Raw genomic sequence first — 15,064 nt, forward strand, 5'->3', positions numbered from 1 at the left:
CGGTGCGCTCATACGGCGTCCCCCGGCCGCCGCTCGTGCGGGGCGCTCATACCGCGTCCCCCAGCCGCAGTACGGCGCCAAGACCGCGGCGGCGGCCCGCCCAGGTCTCGGCGGCGACGGCCGCGGCGACCAGCGCGGCGAGGCCCAGGCCGAGGCCCGCGGTCAGCGCGTGGTCGTCGTGCAGTGCGGGCGCGCCGGGGCCGCCGGTGAACTCCCGCAGCGTCAGGGTGGGGCCGAGGATGCCGGGCAGCACCAGGCCGAGCGCGACGCCGCCCGCGACCGCGGCCAGCACCATCGGCAGCAGTTCCAGGACGTTCATCGCCGCGATGCCGCGGGTCGGCAGGCCCAGGGTGCGCAGCCGGGAGGCGGTGCGCCCGCGGTCCCGCGACGACAGCAGCAGTTCGAGCACCAGCGCGACCAGGGCGAGCAGCACGGAGAGCGCCGTGGTGGTGGCGTAGGTGCGCCGGACGCTGCGCAGCAGCCCGTCGTCGGCGGCCAGCGCCATCGCGGTGGCCTTGACCCTGACCTCACCCGAGGGTCCGGTGACGCGCGGCCCGGCGGCCCGCAGCGAGGCGGTGTCCAGCCGCGGGCCGTAGAACAGGACGGCCGAGTCGTGGAACTCGTCGGCTTCGAGCATCGTCAGCTCGGCGGAGTCCACCAGCAGCAGCGGGCTGCCCGCGGCGACCGCGGTCGCGCTGTCGGCGCTCTCGCCGCGCCCGGCGTCACGCTGCTGGACGCTGAGCAGCGGCCCCAGCGCCGGGTCGCGCCGGACGGCGGCCGGCAGCACGCCCACGACCCGGAAGGAGACCGTGCCGCTGCGCAGGGTCGTGGTGTAGGTGTCGCCGGGCCTGCCGCCGGCGAAGTCGGCGGTGGCGAGCGCCGGCAGCACGTAGTGGCCGCCTGCTGCCGCCGGCGCGGGCCGGCCGGCCAGGCCCGCCGCGGCCAGCGCGCGGGCGGCGGCGGACCCGTGGGCCGCGGTGCCGAGCGCACCCGCGTCGACGGCGACCACCCGGGTGGCGCCGTAGCGGGCGCCGTCGCGGTCGCTGGTGAGCTGGTTGACCAGGCTGCGCACGACGGTGGCGCGCCGGACGCCCGTCACATCGGCCAGCGTCCGCTCCGGGGTACCGTCACGGCCCGCGCCGATGACCACCGCGTCGGCGCCAGAACTCCACACGGCCGCGGTCCTGCTGCCGTCGGCGACCGTACGGGCCACCAGGCCGCCGAAGACGGCGGTGGACAGCGTCGTCACCAGCACCAGCAGGGCCAGCGCGTGGCCAGGCGCCTCCCGGGCGGCGCGGGACAGCGCGACGAGCGGCACGGTGCCGCGGCGGGCGCGCGCCGCGCGGGACAGCAGCCGCAGCGGCAGCGGGTAGACGCGGATCAGCAGCACCACGGTGGCGGTGCCGAGCAGCGCGGGCACCACCGCGAGCCCGACGTCGAGCCCGCCGGCGCCGGCGCCGTGCGCGCGCAGCAGCAGCACGCCCGCGGCGGCCAGCAGCAGGACCGCCGCCTCGACGCCGACCCGGCGCACGGCGGGCGGCCGCCCGGCGCGGCCGGCGCGGTCCCTGGTCGCGACGAGGGTGAGCGCCGGCAGGGTGAGCCATGCCACCGCGGCGACCACGAGCGCGGGCACCAGGCCGCCGGGGCCGTCGCCCGGCGGCGCCGCCAGCCGGGCCGCACCGGCTCCGAGCGCCAGCCCGAGCAGCGCGGCCGGAGCGGTCTGCACCAGCCGGACGAGCGCCAGGTCGGTGGCGGAGGCGCCGCGGGCCTGTTGCAGCGCCTGGGCGGCGGCCCTGCGGTGGACCGCGAGGCGGGCCGTGACGACGACGGTGGCCAGCCCCACCGCGATCAGCCCGGCGAGCGCGAAGGACTCCAGGGTGCGGGCCTGCCCGCGGGCGCGGGCGAAGGGTTCGATCAGGTCGGGGATGTCGTCCACGGTGGTCAGCTCGGTGGTGCCGTGCCGGCCGATCCGGCAGCCCGTCGCCATGTAGCCGTCCGGCTCGGGGCAGAAGTCCTGGTCCGCGGCGGCCGCGTAGCTGTCGGCGGCGTCCTGCAGCCGCCGCAGGCCGCCGCCGGTGGCGAAGCGCGTCGCCTGATCCGGTGTCATCCGGATCGAGCTGCGCCACTGCACCACCAGGTCGTGGCCCTGACCGCGGGTCACCTGCTGGAGCCCGTCGATGGACGCCGCGTCGATCACGGCCTGCGCGTGCCACAGGCCGTCGGTGCGCGCGGGCCGTTCCAGCAGGGACTCCTCGTGCCACAGCGGGGCGGTGGCGTCGGCGGGCGGGGTGAAGAAGCCGCTCACCACGGCGTCGGTGTCGAAGGTGCCGACCGCCGGGGAGAGGTGGAAGCGCTGCCCGAGGCCGAGGTGCAGGGTGTCGCGGGCGAGGGTGGAGAAGGCGACCGGGATCGGCGAGGTCCGGCCCGGCGGGCCCGGCGGGCCGCCCTGCGGGTAACTGGCGGCGGCCGGCGCGTCGTCGGCGTAGAGCAGCCCCAGCTCCAGCCGGCCGGCGGGAAGGGCGGCACCGAGCACCGGGACCTCGACCCGGGTGGAGTCGTGCACCAGGACCGAGGACAGCGGCGGCCCGGCCGACGCCAGCAGGCCGGCGGTGACCTTGGCGAGGTCGCGGCCGACGGTCGCGGTGGCCGGGTCGGGCGGCGGTTCCGTGTCGTCGCGGTGCAGGCTGACGCTGTGCCGGATCTCGGCGTCGGTCTGCCGGGCGGTGTCGAACCTGCTGCGCAGCGCGTCGCCCGCCCACCGGTCGAGCAGCGGCGGTCCCGCAGCGGTGATCAGCGCGAGCAGCGCGACCACCACCGTCAGGCAGGCCAGCAGCGGCAGCTCACCGCGGGCCTCGCGGCGCAGCCCCGGGTCGCGCACCCCGGAGCCGGGCCGCGGCAGCCGACGCCTGCGGTCCTGCTCGTCGCCGGTCATCCCTCGTCTCCCGCTCTGAGCACGCGTACCAGGTCCACCCGGGCGAAGGTCCGCGCCAGCGCGGTGACCGCGGCGACGATGAGCAGCGCGGTGCCGACGGCGACCAGCGCCACCTTCAGCCACGGCACGGTCACCGTCAGGCCGGGGACGACCGGCGCCCCGCTGCCGTCCACGCTGACCAGCGGGGTCACCACGACCGCGAGGCCGGCGCCGAGCACGGTGCCGACCAGCACGGCCAGCAGCGCCAGGCCCAGTTGCTCGGTCCACAGCAGCGCGGCGAGCTGGCGCCGCCGCACCCCGATGGCCCGCAGCAGCGCGAATTCGCCGCGTCGCAGCCGGGCCGACATCGCGGTGTGCAGGGTGAAGCCGATCACCGCGAACGCCGGGGCCAGCACCAGGGCGAGCACCAGCGCCGCACGGGTGCCGCGTTGCAGCGGGTCGTCGGCGAGCTGCCTGGCCGCCTGCGGCACGGTGGTGCCGACGCCCGCCGCCGGGTCGCGGCGCAGGGCGGCGGCGGCCGCGGTGGCGTCGCCGTGCCGGGCGGACAGCAGCCAGAAGGCGTCCGGTGGCGGGTCGTTGCCGGTCGCGACCATCGCCGCGGCCAGGGCGCGCGAGTCGACGAGCAGCCGGCCGTGTGCGTGGTCGAAGCCGGGCACCGCGGTGATCCGGCCGATCACCTTGACCTCGATGTCCACGCCGGGACCGCCGTCGAGCGCGACCACCGCCCCGGTGGCGAACTCGCCGGTGGCCTGGAGGGCGGCGTCGGCCAGGGCCGGCACCGGCGGCTGGTGCGGTGCGGGCACCGGGCCGAGATCCATGTCCCAGCGCGGCGGCCACAGCGCGGAGTTGGGGCCGCGCAGGGTGCCGGAGAACAGCTGCCCCGGCATCTTCTCGTTCGTGCACAGGTGCGGCCCGGGCGCGACCTCCCGGTCCACCTGGTAGCCCGCGCAGCCGTCCCGCGAGTAGACGGGGTTGCTCAGGTCGCGCCACAGCGCGCCCGCCGGCGCGGCCGCAGAGCCGATCTGCAGCCGGTAGTCGCGGCGGACCTGCGGGAAGCGGATGCTCAGCGACAGGCCGACGACGCGCAGCGGGTAGTGCCGGCCGGCGCCGGGGTGCCCGCCGAAGGTCAGCGGCACCCGCACGGTGTACGGCGTGCCGTCGGTGACCGGCAGCCGCACGCTGCGCCGGTCGGGCAGGCCGTCGGCGTCCTCGACGGTCACCGCGAGGACCACCGGGACGAACGGCGCCTTGCCGCTCGCGGACAGCCGTACGGTCAGCGGCAGTTCGGTGGGCTCGCCGGGAATGGTGTAACCGTGGTCCGGGATCGCGGCGCCGAGGCCGGCCAGCAGGTCGCCGGCCGGTTCGCCGGTCAGGTCGGAGCGGATCGCCGGAACGGGCCCGCTGCCGTCCTGGCGCTGGGTGCCGGCGATCGCGGAGGTGTTGACGCCCTCGGCGGACAGCGCCTGCTGGCCGCGGTTGAGCGGCAGGTCGGTGACGGGGGTGACCGCGGAGACACCGGGCAGCGCCGCGTAGACGTCGTACCGCTGCGGCGCGGGCGGTACCGCGCCGACGGTCTGGAAGGGCGCGGCGACCCGCAGGTCGCCGCCGACGTCGAAGGCGGCCTGGTCCGCCGCCCCGCGGTCGAGGACGGCCAGCGCGGTCACGCCGAGCGCGCCGACCGCGAGGGCCAGCGTCATCAGCAGCGCGGGGCCGGTGTGCCGGGCGGCCCTGCGGCCGATCTGCCAGCCGCCGAGCGGCAGGACGAAGCCGGCGGCGCGCCTGGCCGCCCGGTCGATCAGCGGTGCGGCCAGCGGCAGCAGCCGCAGCGAGAGCAGCGTCGCCGCGGCGGTCATCAGGACCGGGGTGAGGATCAGCACCGGGTCCACGGAGGTGCCGCCGACTCCCCCGCCGGCCACCGGGGTGCGGTAGTGGCGCAGTTCGAGCCAGCCGGCCGCGGCGACCACGGCCAGCGCGAGATCGGTGCCGGCCCGCTGGAAGGCGGCGGCCCTGGCGCCGCGCAGCCGCAGGCGCATGCCGGCCCGCCGGTCGGCGGCCTGCCGGGCGGTGGGGACGAACACCGCCAATCCGTGCACCACCAGGGCCAGCAGCGCCGCCGTCCAGCCGATCGCGGTGGCGCCGGAGGACGGCAGGTCGCCGTCCAGCAGCCCGGCACGATGCAGCCCGCGCAGCAGCGGCCCGGCGAGGAAGGGCGCGGCCACCGCCGCGGGCACGGCGACCAGCGCCCACTGCGCGGCCGCGGCGCCGACCAGCCGCGCGGTGCCGGCGCCGCGCGCGCCCATCAGGGCGGTCTCGGTCGCCCGGGCCTGCGCGAGCTGGCGGGCGGTCAGCACCAGGGCCGCGGTGGCCAGGGCGGCGAGCAGGGCCGCGGGGATGTACATCCCGGCCCGGGCGACGGCCATCGGCGCGGCCAGCGCGTCGAGGACGTCGGGCAGGCCCGAGGTGGTGAAGACCCTGCTCATGGCGGGCGGCCGGTTCTGGAAGACCGAGACGTCGGTGTCGCTGCTGGCGAAGCGGGCGACCCGGTCGCGCAGCGGGCCGATCTGGTCCAGGTGCAGCCGGGTGGTGTCGGGGGCGCCGAACCAGGCGGCGAGCGCGTCGGCGGTGACGCCGGGCATCGCGGTGAAGGCGTCAGGGGCGACCAACGCCAGGCTGTCCGCGGTGCCGAACGAGCTGGACAGCCCGGCCAGCACGCCGGGGTCGGCGGCGGCCGGCCGGTAGCTGCCGGACAGCTGCATCGTCACCCGCCGCAGGCCGACCTGGAGCCCGAAGGTGTCGCCGGCGCCGAGGCCGAGGCGGGCGGCGGCGACCTGGGTGAGGGCGACCTGCACGGGCCCGCCGCCGGTGGCCTTCGGCCAGCCGCCGGTCACCAGCCGGGCGTGCCTGGCCGGGTCGGGCAGCGCGACCACCACGGCGGAGGCGCCGGTGACGCCGCCGTCGGCGCGGACGACGGAGTATTCCGAGGACAGCGAGGCCGGCGCCCGCAGCGCGGTGAAGGTCCGGTGCGGCACCCCGCCGAACACCCGGTCCAGCGAGGCGCGTACGGCCTTGTCGCCGCCCGCCATGTCCTGCGGCCGGTAGTGGCCGAGCACGTCGACCGCGATGTCCGGGTCGGCGGCGAGCCGCTGCTGGATGGCGCTCTCGACGGAGTGGTCGGCGAGCGCGGCGAGGGCGGAGAGCACCGTCGCGGACAGCAGGATCGCCAGCGCCGCCGCGATCAGCACCACCAGGTGGTGGGTGCCGCTGCGGACCGCCGCCGGCACCGTGGGACCGCCGTCCGCCCGCCACCGCGGCGTCACGTCCGTCGCCATGCCCTGTGCCACCCCCGTGAGCCCGCGGAGGCCGTGCGACCGCCCGGCCGCCGACGGTAGTGGCGCGCCTACACCTGTGCAAGAGTTGCTACGAAACGGTGGACCGTTTTCCGCTTGTCGCAGATTTCTTGCAAGGATTCTTGCGCGGTGGCGTCGGTCACGGGCCACCCGGCGGCGGGACGCAGCGCGGCCCGGACCTGTCGAGCAGGTCCGGGCCGGGTGAGGCGGTGGCGTGACCGCCGCGGTCAGTGCAGCTCGGTGATCTCCGGGCCGCGGCGCATCGGGTCGATGCCGTCGCCGAACTTCGACGGCTCCGGCTGCTCGGCGGCGGCGCCGTCCGGCACCATCTGCGCGTCGTTGGGCAGCTTGAGCACGATCGGGTCGCGCGGCGCCATCGGGGAGTCGCCGCGCAGCACCACGGTGTCGCGGAAGACCGACTCCAGCACTCCCGCGGCGGCCGGCTGCACCGCGCCCTGCCCGGAGATGACCCCGCGCAGGAACCAGCGCGGCCCGTCGCAGCCGACGAAGCGCACCAACTGCACCCCGTTGGTGCCGTCGGGCAGTTGCACGGGCACCTGCGCACGCAACTCCCAGCCCAGCGGCCCCTCGACCTCGTCGACGACACCGCCCTGCTGGGTGATGCCGGAGGCGATCTCCTCGCGCACCTCGCCCCAGATCCCCTCGGACTTGGGGGCGGCGAACGCCTGGAGCTGGACGGCGCTGTCCCGCAGCACCACGGTGGCCGCGACGATCGACTCGCCCGCGACCTCCACCCGCAGCTCCATGCCCTCGACTCCGGGCACGAACAGTCCGCCGAGGTCCACCCGGCCGTCGCCGGGCTCCCTGATCTCACTCACGTCCCAGGGGCCGTCGGGCCGCGGGGCGGGCGGAAGGTTGTACCGGTTGGAGTCACCGGAGTCGTCCGACTCCTCGGCGTCTTCGGCCAGCTCTTCTTCGGCCTCGACGGCCTCATCGAGCTCGTCGAGGGCGTCTTCGCGCTCCTTGCGACGACGGAACACGGTCACTGTCCTTCCCGGTCTGCTACGACCGATGCGTATCCGTATCTGGACGTGTCAGCCGACGGCGTCTCCGCCGCGGCATGCCCCCCCGTGGAACCGAAGCCCCCCGCGGCCCTGGCAGAGCCTGGCAGCTCCGCCACCTCGTGGAAGCGGACCCGCTCGACCTGCTGGACGACCAGTTGGGCGATCCGGTCGCCCTTGCCGAACCGCACGGTCTCGCGCGGGTCCAGATTGACGACGATCACCTTGATCTCTCCACGGTACCCGGCATCCACCGTTCCCGGGGCATTCACCAGAGCCACACCGCAGCGCGCGGCAAGGCCCGAGCGCGGGTGCACGAAGGCCGCGTAGCCGTCGGGCAGCGCGATGGAGATCCCGGTGGGCAGCACGGCCCGCTCGCCGGGTGCCAACTCGGCGGCCTCGGTGGTGATCAGGTCGGCGCCGGCGTCCCCGGGGTGCCCGTAGGAGGGCACCGGGACGGAGTCGTCGAGCCGGCGCAGCAGCACGTCCACCGGGGGCCGGGTCACGGGTTCACCTCGAAGGCGCGGGCGACCTTGACCTGGTCCGGGTCGTCCATCGCGGCCCTGATCTCCGCGGGCCGGCCGTTGGCCGTGAAGTGGTCGAGCTTGACCTCGACGAAGAGGGCGTCCGCGCGGACCGCGACCGGGCCGTCGGGGCCGCCGATCCGGCCCTCGGCGCTGCTGTAGATCTTCCGGCCGGCCACCGCGGTGCAGCGGGCGGACAGGTGCAGGGTGGCGCCGACCGGCACCGGGCGGACGAAGTCCGACTCCAGCCGGCCGGTGACCGCGATGACCCGCAGCAGCCAGCTCAGCGAGCCGAGTGTCTCGTCGAGCGCGGAGACCAGCACCCCGCCGTGCGCGAGCCCGGGCGCGCCCTGGTGGGCCGGCTGCACGGTGAACTCGGCGGTGACGCTGACGCCTTCGCCCGCCCTGGCCGCCAGATGCAGTCCGTGCGGCTGGCTCTCGCCGCAGCCGAAGCACTGGTCGTAGTGCGCGCCCAGCAGTTCACCGGGCGCCGGGGCGTCGGGGTGCCGTACCGGGGCGGTCGCGTCGGACGGCGGTTTCAGGCCCGGCCGTCCTGCGCCCGGGGGTGTCGTGGCTGCACTCACGCCCGAGACCCTACCCTCCAACGCTGTCCCTTCCCGCCGTGCCCGCGGCTCTCCCGGCGGCACATGGCAGTCTGGTGCCATGCAGCCTTACGACGAACGGCTCACCGTCCCGCGTTCCTGGTGGTTCCTCGCCATCGCCGTGGGGGTGGCGGTGGCGCTGATCCTGCTCCCCTTCGGCCCGCTGCCGCTGCTGGCCGGGCTGGTCGGCGGGGGCGCGCTGTCCATGATGGCGGTCAGCTCCTACGGGTCCGCCCGGATCAGGGTGGTGGCCGGCTCGCTGGTCGCGGGCAAGGCGAGGATCCCGGTGACCGCGCTGGGGGCGGCGACGGTGCTCGACCCGGCGGAGACGGTGGCCTGGCGGTCGCACAAGGCGGACCCGCGGGCCTTCATGCTGCTGCGCTCGTACGTGCCGACGGCGCTCAAGGTCGAGGTGACCGACCCGGCGGACCCCACGCCCTACGTGTACCTGTCGACGCGCTCGCCGCAGCGCCTGGCGGCGGCACTGGACGCGGTCAGGACCGTGGACGCCGGCTAGGCGCCGGTCAGCCCTCCGCTCCGGCGGCGTCGGCGTCAGGGCGTCGGCCGTGCCGGTCCGCCTCGATTTCCGGATACGGTCCGGGGCCGGTCTCGTCCACCGGCAGTTCCGGCCAGGGGAACTGCGCGGCCCGCAGGTCGTGGCGCACCCGCCCGGCGAGCTTGCGGGTGTCCCGGCGGTTCATCACCGCACCGACCGCCGCGCCCACCATGAACGGGGTCAGCACCGGTGCGTTGCGCAGGGTCTTGCGGAGCAGCCGCTGCCGCATCTCCCGCTTCATGCTGCTGCCCAGCGCGACGTTGAGGGTGGACAGCTTCAGCACATCGATGCCGCGCTGCTCGGTCCACGACCACAGATAGGCGGTCGCCCGCTCGCGGGCGCCGCCAGGGACGCGTAGTCCGTAGACCTCGTGCAGCTCGGCGATGAGCTTGTACTCGATGGCCGCGACGCCGAGCGTCTCGGTCGCCAGTTCGGCCGGCATGGCCGGCGGGGTGGGCAGCATCGCGGCGGCGCCGATACCGGCGCCGACCGTCATCGTGCCCTTGGCCGCGGTGGCGACGAGCCGGTCCGCGATCTCCTCCGGGCCGAGCCCGGGGAACTGCCGGCGCAAGGTGGCCAGATCCCGCACCGGGATGCGGGGGGCCACCTCGATCAGCCGCTCGGCGACCGAGCGGAGCCCGGCCCGTGCGGCGCTGCCGCCCTTGCGGGCGCCGCCGCTCACCCCGTTCACTCCGTGTCTGACGCCACGGCCGAGGCCGCGGGCGGTCATGGCCGCGAGCGAGGCCGCGCGGCCCCGCTCGGCGTCCTCACGGCCTTCCGGCGTGCCGGTCACCTCGATCAGGCCGCGCAGTCGCGGCAGATCGGATTGCCGTTCTTCTCCGAGGCGAGCTGGCTCCTGTGGTGCACCAGGAAGCAGCTCATGCAGGTGAACTCGTCCGCCTGCCGGGGCAGCACGCGGACCGACAGCTCCTCGTTGGAGAGGTCGGCGCCGGGCAGCTCAAGGGACTCGGCCTGGTCGAACTCGTCGACGTCGACCGCTGAGGTCGACTTCTCGTTCCTGCGGGCCTTCAGTTCTTCGATGCTGTCCTCGTTGACATCATCATCGGTCTTGCGTGGGGTGTCGTAATCCGTAGCCATTTTCGCTCTCCCCCTGTGGGTGTCTGCGGTGTCTCCAGCGCACGTAACGCGCGGGAGGCCGGACTTGTGCCCGACCTGAGGCGGAGATTTTGCCTCACATCAAGGCCTGTTACTCAATCGACACCCAGCGTCGCCCCCGAAGGGGTGATCGCACGGGTGGCCGATCATGGTCTGCGATGGCCGGGAACGGATCCGCCACAGCCGCTGGTACGTGTACTTCCCGTGATCATGACCTGCGGAAACATGGATTTTCCGGTCTTTTCCCCAATGTCTTGATCACTCAGTGTAGGCGATGGGGAAATCGTGTGTGCGATCGATCACAACCCGAGCGGACGCGGCACAGACCACAAAATTACTCGCAAAGCGAACACCGGCCGGGCGGGCCGGACCCCTTGGCGATCTTCCACGTGACGCGGTTCACACCGCTCCAGGGCGCCCTTGGCAGCGGCGCGCGGACCGGGTCAGACGGGGATGGCGACCCTCATGACCAGGCCACCGCCCTCTCGGGGCTCCGCGGTGATCACGCCGCCGTGCGCCCTGGCCACCGAGCGGACGATGGACAGGCCGAGCCCGACGCCCTTGTCGCTCCCGGTGCGGTCGGTGCGCAGCCGCCGGAATGGCTCGAAAAGATTCTCGATCTCATATGCCGGGACGACCGGTCCGGTGTTGGCCACCACGATCAGCGCGTGGCCGCTGCGCACCTCGGTGCCGACCTCGACCCAGCCGTCGTCCGGCACGTTGTACCGCACCGCGTTCTGCACGAGATTCAGCGCGATGCGCTCCAGCAGCACGCCGTTGCCCTGCACCACCGCAGGCTCCAGGGCGGCGCGCAGCTCCACGCCCTTGGCCTGGGCCTCGCCGCGGGTCTGCTCCAGTGCCTGGGAGGCGGCCTCGGCCAGATCCACCGACCTGCGGTCGATGATCTCGTTGTCGCTGCGGGCCAGCAGCAGCAGTCCCTCCACCAGCTGCTCGCTGCGCTCGTTGGTGGCCAGCAAGGTCTTGCCGAGCTGCTGCAGATCCTGCGACGCCTCCGGATCGGACAGCTGGACCTCCAGCAGCGTGCGGTTGATCGCCAGCGGGGTGCGCAGCTCGTGCGAGGCGTTCGCCACGAAGCGGCGCTGGGCGTCGAAGGACCGCTCCAGCCGGTCCAGCATCTCGTCGAAGGTGTCGGCCAGCTCCTTCAGCTCGTCGTCGGGGCCGTCCAGCTCGATCCGGCGCTTGAGGTCGGAGCCGACCACGCTGCGGGCGGTACGGGTGATGCGGCCGAGCGGAGCCAGCACCCGCCCTGCCATCACGTAGCCGAAGGCGAAGGCGACGACCGCCAGGCCGATGAGCGCCAGCAAAGAGCGCTTGAGCAGGGTGTTGAGCGCCATGTCGCGCTGGTGCTGCATGCAGACGCCCAGTGCCTGGTTGAACTGCTCGGTGGTGATGTTGCTGTTGGCAGGAAGCGCGGAGCAGTTGGTGGACTGGATCTTCGCCTCGACGAAGGTCAGCGGCAGCTCGCTGCCCTGCCGGATGGCCTGGGCGGCCAGCAGGTAGATGATCCACAGCAGCAGCACCCCGGCGATCAGGAACATGCCGCCGTAGAGGACCGTCAGCCGTATCCGGATGGTCGGCCGCAGCCAGGGCGGCTGGCCCTCGGCGGGATGCGGGTCCCACGGCGGGCGCGGCGGGGCGTGCGGGGCGGGTGGCGGGGAGGAGGGGAACGCGGTGGCCACGCGATCAGATCCGGTAGCCCGAGCCGGGCACGGTGACGATCACCGGCGGCTCGCCGAGCTTGCGGCGCAGCGTCATCACCGTGACCCGCACCACGTTGGTGAACGGGTCGGTGTTCTCGTCCCAGGCCTTCTCCAGCAGCTGCTCCGCCGAGACCACCGAGCCCTCGCTGCGCATCAGCACCTCCAGCACGGCGAACTCCTTCGGCGCCAGATGCACCTCGGCGCCGTCCCTCGAGACCTCGCGGCGGTTCGGGTCCAGGCGGATACCGGAGCGCTCGAGCACCGGCGGCAGGGCCGCGGTCGTGCGGCGGCCCAGCGCGCGGACCCTGGCGGTCAGCTCGGTGAAGGCGAAGGGCTTGGGCAGATAGTCGTCGGCGCCGAGCTCCAGGCCCTCGACCCGGTCGCTGACGTCGCCGGCGGCGGTGAGCATCAGCACCCGGGTGGGCAGTCCCAGCTCGACGATCTGCCGGCAGACGTCGTCACCGTGCACGACCGGGAGGTCACGATCGAGTACGACCACGTCGTAGTCGTTGACACCGACCCGCTCCAGGGCGGCGCCGCCGTCGTAGACCACATCGACGGCCATCGCCTCGCGACGAAGGCCGGTGGCAACGGCGTCAGCGAGCAGTTGCTCGTCCTCGACGACCAGTACGCGCAAGGCGCTGTCCTTCCGTGAGCTGTGGGAATGCTCCTCCATCCTGCACCGGGTACCGGTAAATCGGCGGTAAGTGTGTCACCGGCGGAATTTCCTCCGGGTCGCGGAGGTTTCCCCCGCCGGTATGGCGGGGAGGACGACTGCACACCCACCCACCACGCCTGTCGCGCGTTTCCGCGCGTGGCATCTGGCTTGACACTTCCCCGTGTCAACGGAGACGACGAGGGGGCGCCATATGGACGCGTTCACCACCGGAATCCTGCAGCGCATACACAGCACGGAGTCCGACCTGCGGAAAGCGCGGGAGACGGGCGACGAATTCCTCGCCGAGGTCGAGCAGGGCGAGCTGGACGACCTGCGCAGGCTCGCAGCGGAGCACGGCGTGGACGTACGGCCCAAGGTCGCCTGACCCCCAGCCGCACGCCCCGGCCCCACGAGGGTGCCGGGGCGTTCGCATGCTCTCCAGGCCGTGCCTCAGCGGCCGGGACCGTCAGTCGTGCCAGGCGCCCAGCGCCTCCAGTTGCTGCTGGAGCGGCTCGAAGAGGCCGGTGGGAGCGGCCAGGGTCAGGTCGCCGGAGGCGCGTTCGCCCGGCCGGCCGCCGGTGAGCGCGCCGGCCTCGCGGGCGAAGAGGTCGCCTGCGGCGAGATCCCAGGGGTTGAGCCCGCGCTCGTAGTAGGCGTCGAGCCGGCCGCAGCCCACGTCGACCAGGTCGATCGCGGCCGACCCGCCGCGCCGGATGTCCCGGACCTGCGGCAGCAGCGTACGGACCACCTCGGCCTGCGCGGCGCGCCGCTCGCTGAGGTAGCCGAAACCGGTGCCGACCAGCGCGTGCGACAGCTCGGGCGCGGGCCGGCGCCGGGCTGCGACGCCGTTGACCAGCGCGCCGCCGCCGAGCACCGCCTGGTAGGTCTCGCCGCGCATCGGCGCCTCCACCACGCCCACGACCACCTCGCCGTCCTTCTCTGCGGCGATGCTGACCGCCCACGAAGGCAGGCCGTAGAGGTAGTTCACGGTGCCGTCCAGCGGGTCGATGACCCAGCGCACCCCGCTGGTGCCCTCCCGGCTCGCGCCCTCCTCGCCGAGGAAACCGTCGTCCGGGCGCGCCCGGCCGATGCAGGTGGTGATCAGCTGCTCCGCGGCGATGTCCATCTCGGTGACGACGTCGACCTGGCTGCTCTTGGTGGCGGCGACACCGAGGTCGGCCGGGCGGCCGTCCCTGAGCAGGGCGCCGGCCCTGCGGGCCGCGTCGAGGGCGACCTCCAGCAACCCGGCGTACTGCGCGGCGTGGTCGGACGGTGACGCTTGGCTGGTCACGTGGCTCCTCAGTCCATGCCCGCGGCTGCGGGCAGCGGGTTCCTGGCGGGACAGCAGCCCGCCGGGCAGATGTCGTGGCTCGGGCCGAGCGCGCCGAGCGCGCAGCGCACCGGGGCCGCGCCGCGCTCGGTGGCGGCCCGTTCGAGCACCAGGTCGCGCACGGCGGCGGCGAACCGCGGGTCGGCCCCGACGGTGGCGGCCCTGCTCACCGGCAGGTCCAGCTCCTGCGCCTTGGCGGCGGCCTCGGTGTCCAGGTCGTACTTCACCTCCATGTGGTCGGAGACGAAGCCGATCGGCACCATGACCACGGCGGCCGCGCCCTCGGCCCGCACCTCCTCCAGGTGGTCGCAGATGTCCGGTTCGAGCCACGGGATCTGCGGGGCGCCGCTGCGGGACTGGTAGACCAGCTGCCAGGGGCGCTCGACGCCGTCGGCCGCCCGCACCGCGCCGGCGACCAGCCGGGCGGTGTCCAGGTGCTGCGCGACGTAGGCGCCGCCGTCGCCGTGGCCCTCGACCGGGCCGGAGGTGTCGGCCGCGGCGGTCGGGATCGAGTGGGTGGTGAAGGCCAGCCGGGCGCCGTCCCTGACCGCGGGCGGCAGGGCCGCCAGCGCGGCCAGCGTCGCCTCGGCCATGGGCTCGACGAAGCCGGGGTGGTTGAAGTAGTGCCGGAGCTTGTCGACCTGCGGCACCATGCGTCCCTCTGCGGCCAGCTCGGCCAGCGACGCGGCCAGATTCTCCCGGTACTGCCGGCAGCCGGAGTAGGAGGCGTAGGCGCTGGTGGCCAGCACCAGGACGCGGCGGTGGCCCGCGTCGGACATCTCGCGCAGGGTGTCGGTCAGGTAGGGCGCCCAGTTGCGGTTGCCCCAGAAGACCGGCAGGTCGAGGCCGTGCTCCGCGAAGTCCTTGCGCAGCGCGTCCAGCAGGTCGCGGTTCTGCGCGTTGATCGGGCTGACGCCGCCGAAGAGGAAGTAGTGCCGGCCGACCTCCTTGAGCCGCTCGCGCGGGATGCCGCGGCCACGGGTCACGTTCTCCAGGAAGGGCAGCACGTCGTCGGGGCCCTCGGGGCCGCCGAAGGACAGCAGCAGCAGCGCGTCGTAGGGGGCGGGGTCGGTGCCCGGCGCCGTGTTTCCCGGCATACGGGCGTCGGTCTTGGGTGACTGCTCTGGCATACCTCCGATCCTGCCACCAGGCGGCGGATGCCCCCGACCGCCCCCGGCGGCGCGGGGAGGGGTTTATCCGGTTGCCAGGGTTCGTAAGCTGTTCGGACCCAGCACAGTCCTTACCGGGAGCGCGCC

General features: G+C 74.5%; 13 protein-coding genes. 2 read left to right on the forward strand and 11 right to left on the reverse strand.

Translation table 11 applies throughout. The annotated features are described in order from the left end of the window. Nucleotides 1-46 precede the first annotated feature (46 nt). The 5 genes from OG702_RS08845 to OG702_RS08865 form a co-directional block, all read right to left on the reverse strand. Nucleotides 47-2,932, reverse strand: a complete 2,886-nt coding sequence (locus OG702_RS08845) for an FtsX-like permease family protein (protein WP_327288292.1) — start codon at nt 2,930-2,932, stop codon at nt 47-49. After that, nucleotides 2,929-6,261: an ABC transporter permease gene (locus OG702_RS08850; protein ID WP_327288293.1), complete on the reverse strand. Its 3,333-nt coding sequence runs from the start codon at nt 6,259-6,261 to the stop codon at nt 2,929-2,931. Before OG702_RS08850 ends, OG702_RS08845 begins: the two co-directional genes overlap by 4 nt. A gap of 245 nt (nt 6,262-6,506) precedes the next feature. Further along, nucleotides 6,507-7,280: a DUF3710 domain-containing protein gene (locus tag OG702_RS08855; protein WP_327288294.1), complete on the reverse strand. Its 774-nt coding sequence runs from the start codon at nt 7,278-7,280 to the stop codon at nt 6,507-6,509. 2 nt (nt 7,281-7,282) lie between these two features. Continuing rightward, complete coding sequence (dut, locus tag OG702_RS08860; RefSeq protein ID WP_327288295.1) at nt 7,283-7,807, reverse strand: dUTP diphosphatase; 525 nt, start codon at nt 7,805-7,807, stop codon at nt 7,283-7,285. Continuing rightward, nucleotides 7,804-8,409 (reverse strand): PaaI family thioesterase, encoded by a 606-nt coding sequence (locus OG702_RS08865; protein WP_327288296.1) that lies wholly within the window; start codon nt 8,407-8,409, stop codon nt 7,804-7,806. The genes dut and OG702_RS08865 overlap by 4 nt, the downstream gene beginning before the upstream one ends. A gap of 79 nt (nt 8,410-8,488) precedes the next feature. Between OG702_RS08865 and OG702_RS08870 the strand changes: the two genes are divergently transcribed. Further along, nucleotides 8,489-8,944, forward strand: coding sequence for a DUF3093 domain-containing protein (locus OG702_RS08870; protein ID WP_327288297.1), 456 nt, complete (start codon nt 8,489-8,491; stop codon nt 8,942-8,944). Between the two features lie 7 nt (nt 8,945-8,951). Here the strand turns inward: OG702_RS08870 and OG702_RS08875 are convergent, their stop codons facing one another. The 4 genes from OG702_RS08875 to OG702_RS08890 form a co-directional block, all read right to left on the reverse strand. Then, nucleotides 8,952-9,713 carry a hypothetical protein gene (locus tag OG702_RS08875; protein WP_327293151.1) on the reverse strand — a complete coding sequence of 254 codons (762 nt, stop codon included), beginning with the start codon at nt 9,711-9,713 and terminating at the stop codon, nt 8,952-8,954. A gap of 68 nt (nt 9,714-9,781) precedes the next feature. After that, complete coding sequence (locus OG702_RS08880) at nt 9,782-10,081, reverse strand: DUF4193 domain-containing protein (protein WP_033173914.1); 300 nt, start codon at nt 10,079-10,081, stop codon at nt 9,782-9,784. A 461-nt stretch (nt 10,082-10,542) separates the two neighbouring features. Beyond that, nucleotides 10,543-11,799, reverse strand: a complete 1,257-nt coding sequence (locus OG702_RS08885; protein ID WP_327288298.1) for a sensor histidine kinase — start codon at nt 11,797-11,799, stop codon at nt 10,543-10,545. Nucleotides 11,800-11,803: 4 nt separating this feature from the next. Continuing rightward, nucleotides 11,804-12,457 (reverse strand): response regulator transcription factor, encoded by a 654-nt coding sequence (locus tag OG702_RS08890; RefSeq protein ID WP_327293152.1) that lies wholly within the window; start codon nt 12,455-12,457, stop codon nt 11,804-11,806. A gap of 232 nt (nt 12,458-12,689) precedes the next feature. On the opposite strand from OG702_RS08890, the gene OG702_RS08895 reads away from it, so the two are divergent. Next, a complete protein-coding gene (locus OG702_RS08895; RefSeq protein ID WP_327288299.1) occupies nt 12,690-12,863 on the forward strand; it encodes a hypothetical protein in 174 nt (57 codons plus the stop codon). 81 nt (nt 12,864-12,944) lie between these two features. Here OG702_RS08895 and OG702_RS08900 read toward each other — a convergent pair whose 3' ends face one another. Continuing rightward, the gene (locus tag OG702_RS08900; protein ID WP_327288300.1) at nt 12,945-13,769 is read right to left on the reverse strand and encodes an inositol monophosphatase family protein; all 825 of its coding nucleotides are present in this window, start codon (nt 13,767-13,769) and stop codon (nt 12,945-12,947) included. Nucleotides 13,770-13,777: 8 nt separating this feature from the next. After that, nucleotides 13,778-14,905, reverse strand: a complete 1,128-nt coding sequence (locus tag OG702_RS08905; protein WP_327293153.1) for a ferrochelatase — start codon at nt 14,903-14,905, stop codon at nt 13,778-13,780. Nucleotides 14,906-15,064 lie beyond the last annotated feature (159 nt).

The sequence above is a fragment of the Streptomyces sp. NBC_01198 genome (assembly GCF_036010485.1).
Lineage (GTDB): Bacteria > Actinomycetota > Actinomycetes > Streptomycetales > Streptomycetaceae > Actinacidiphila.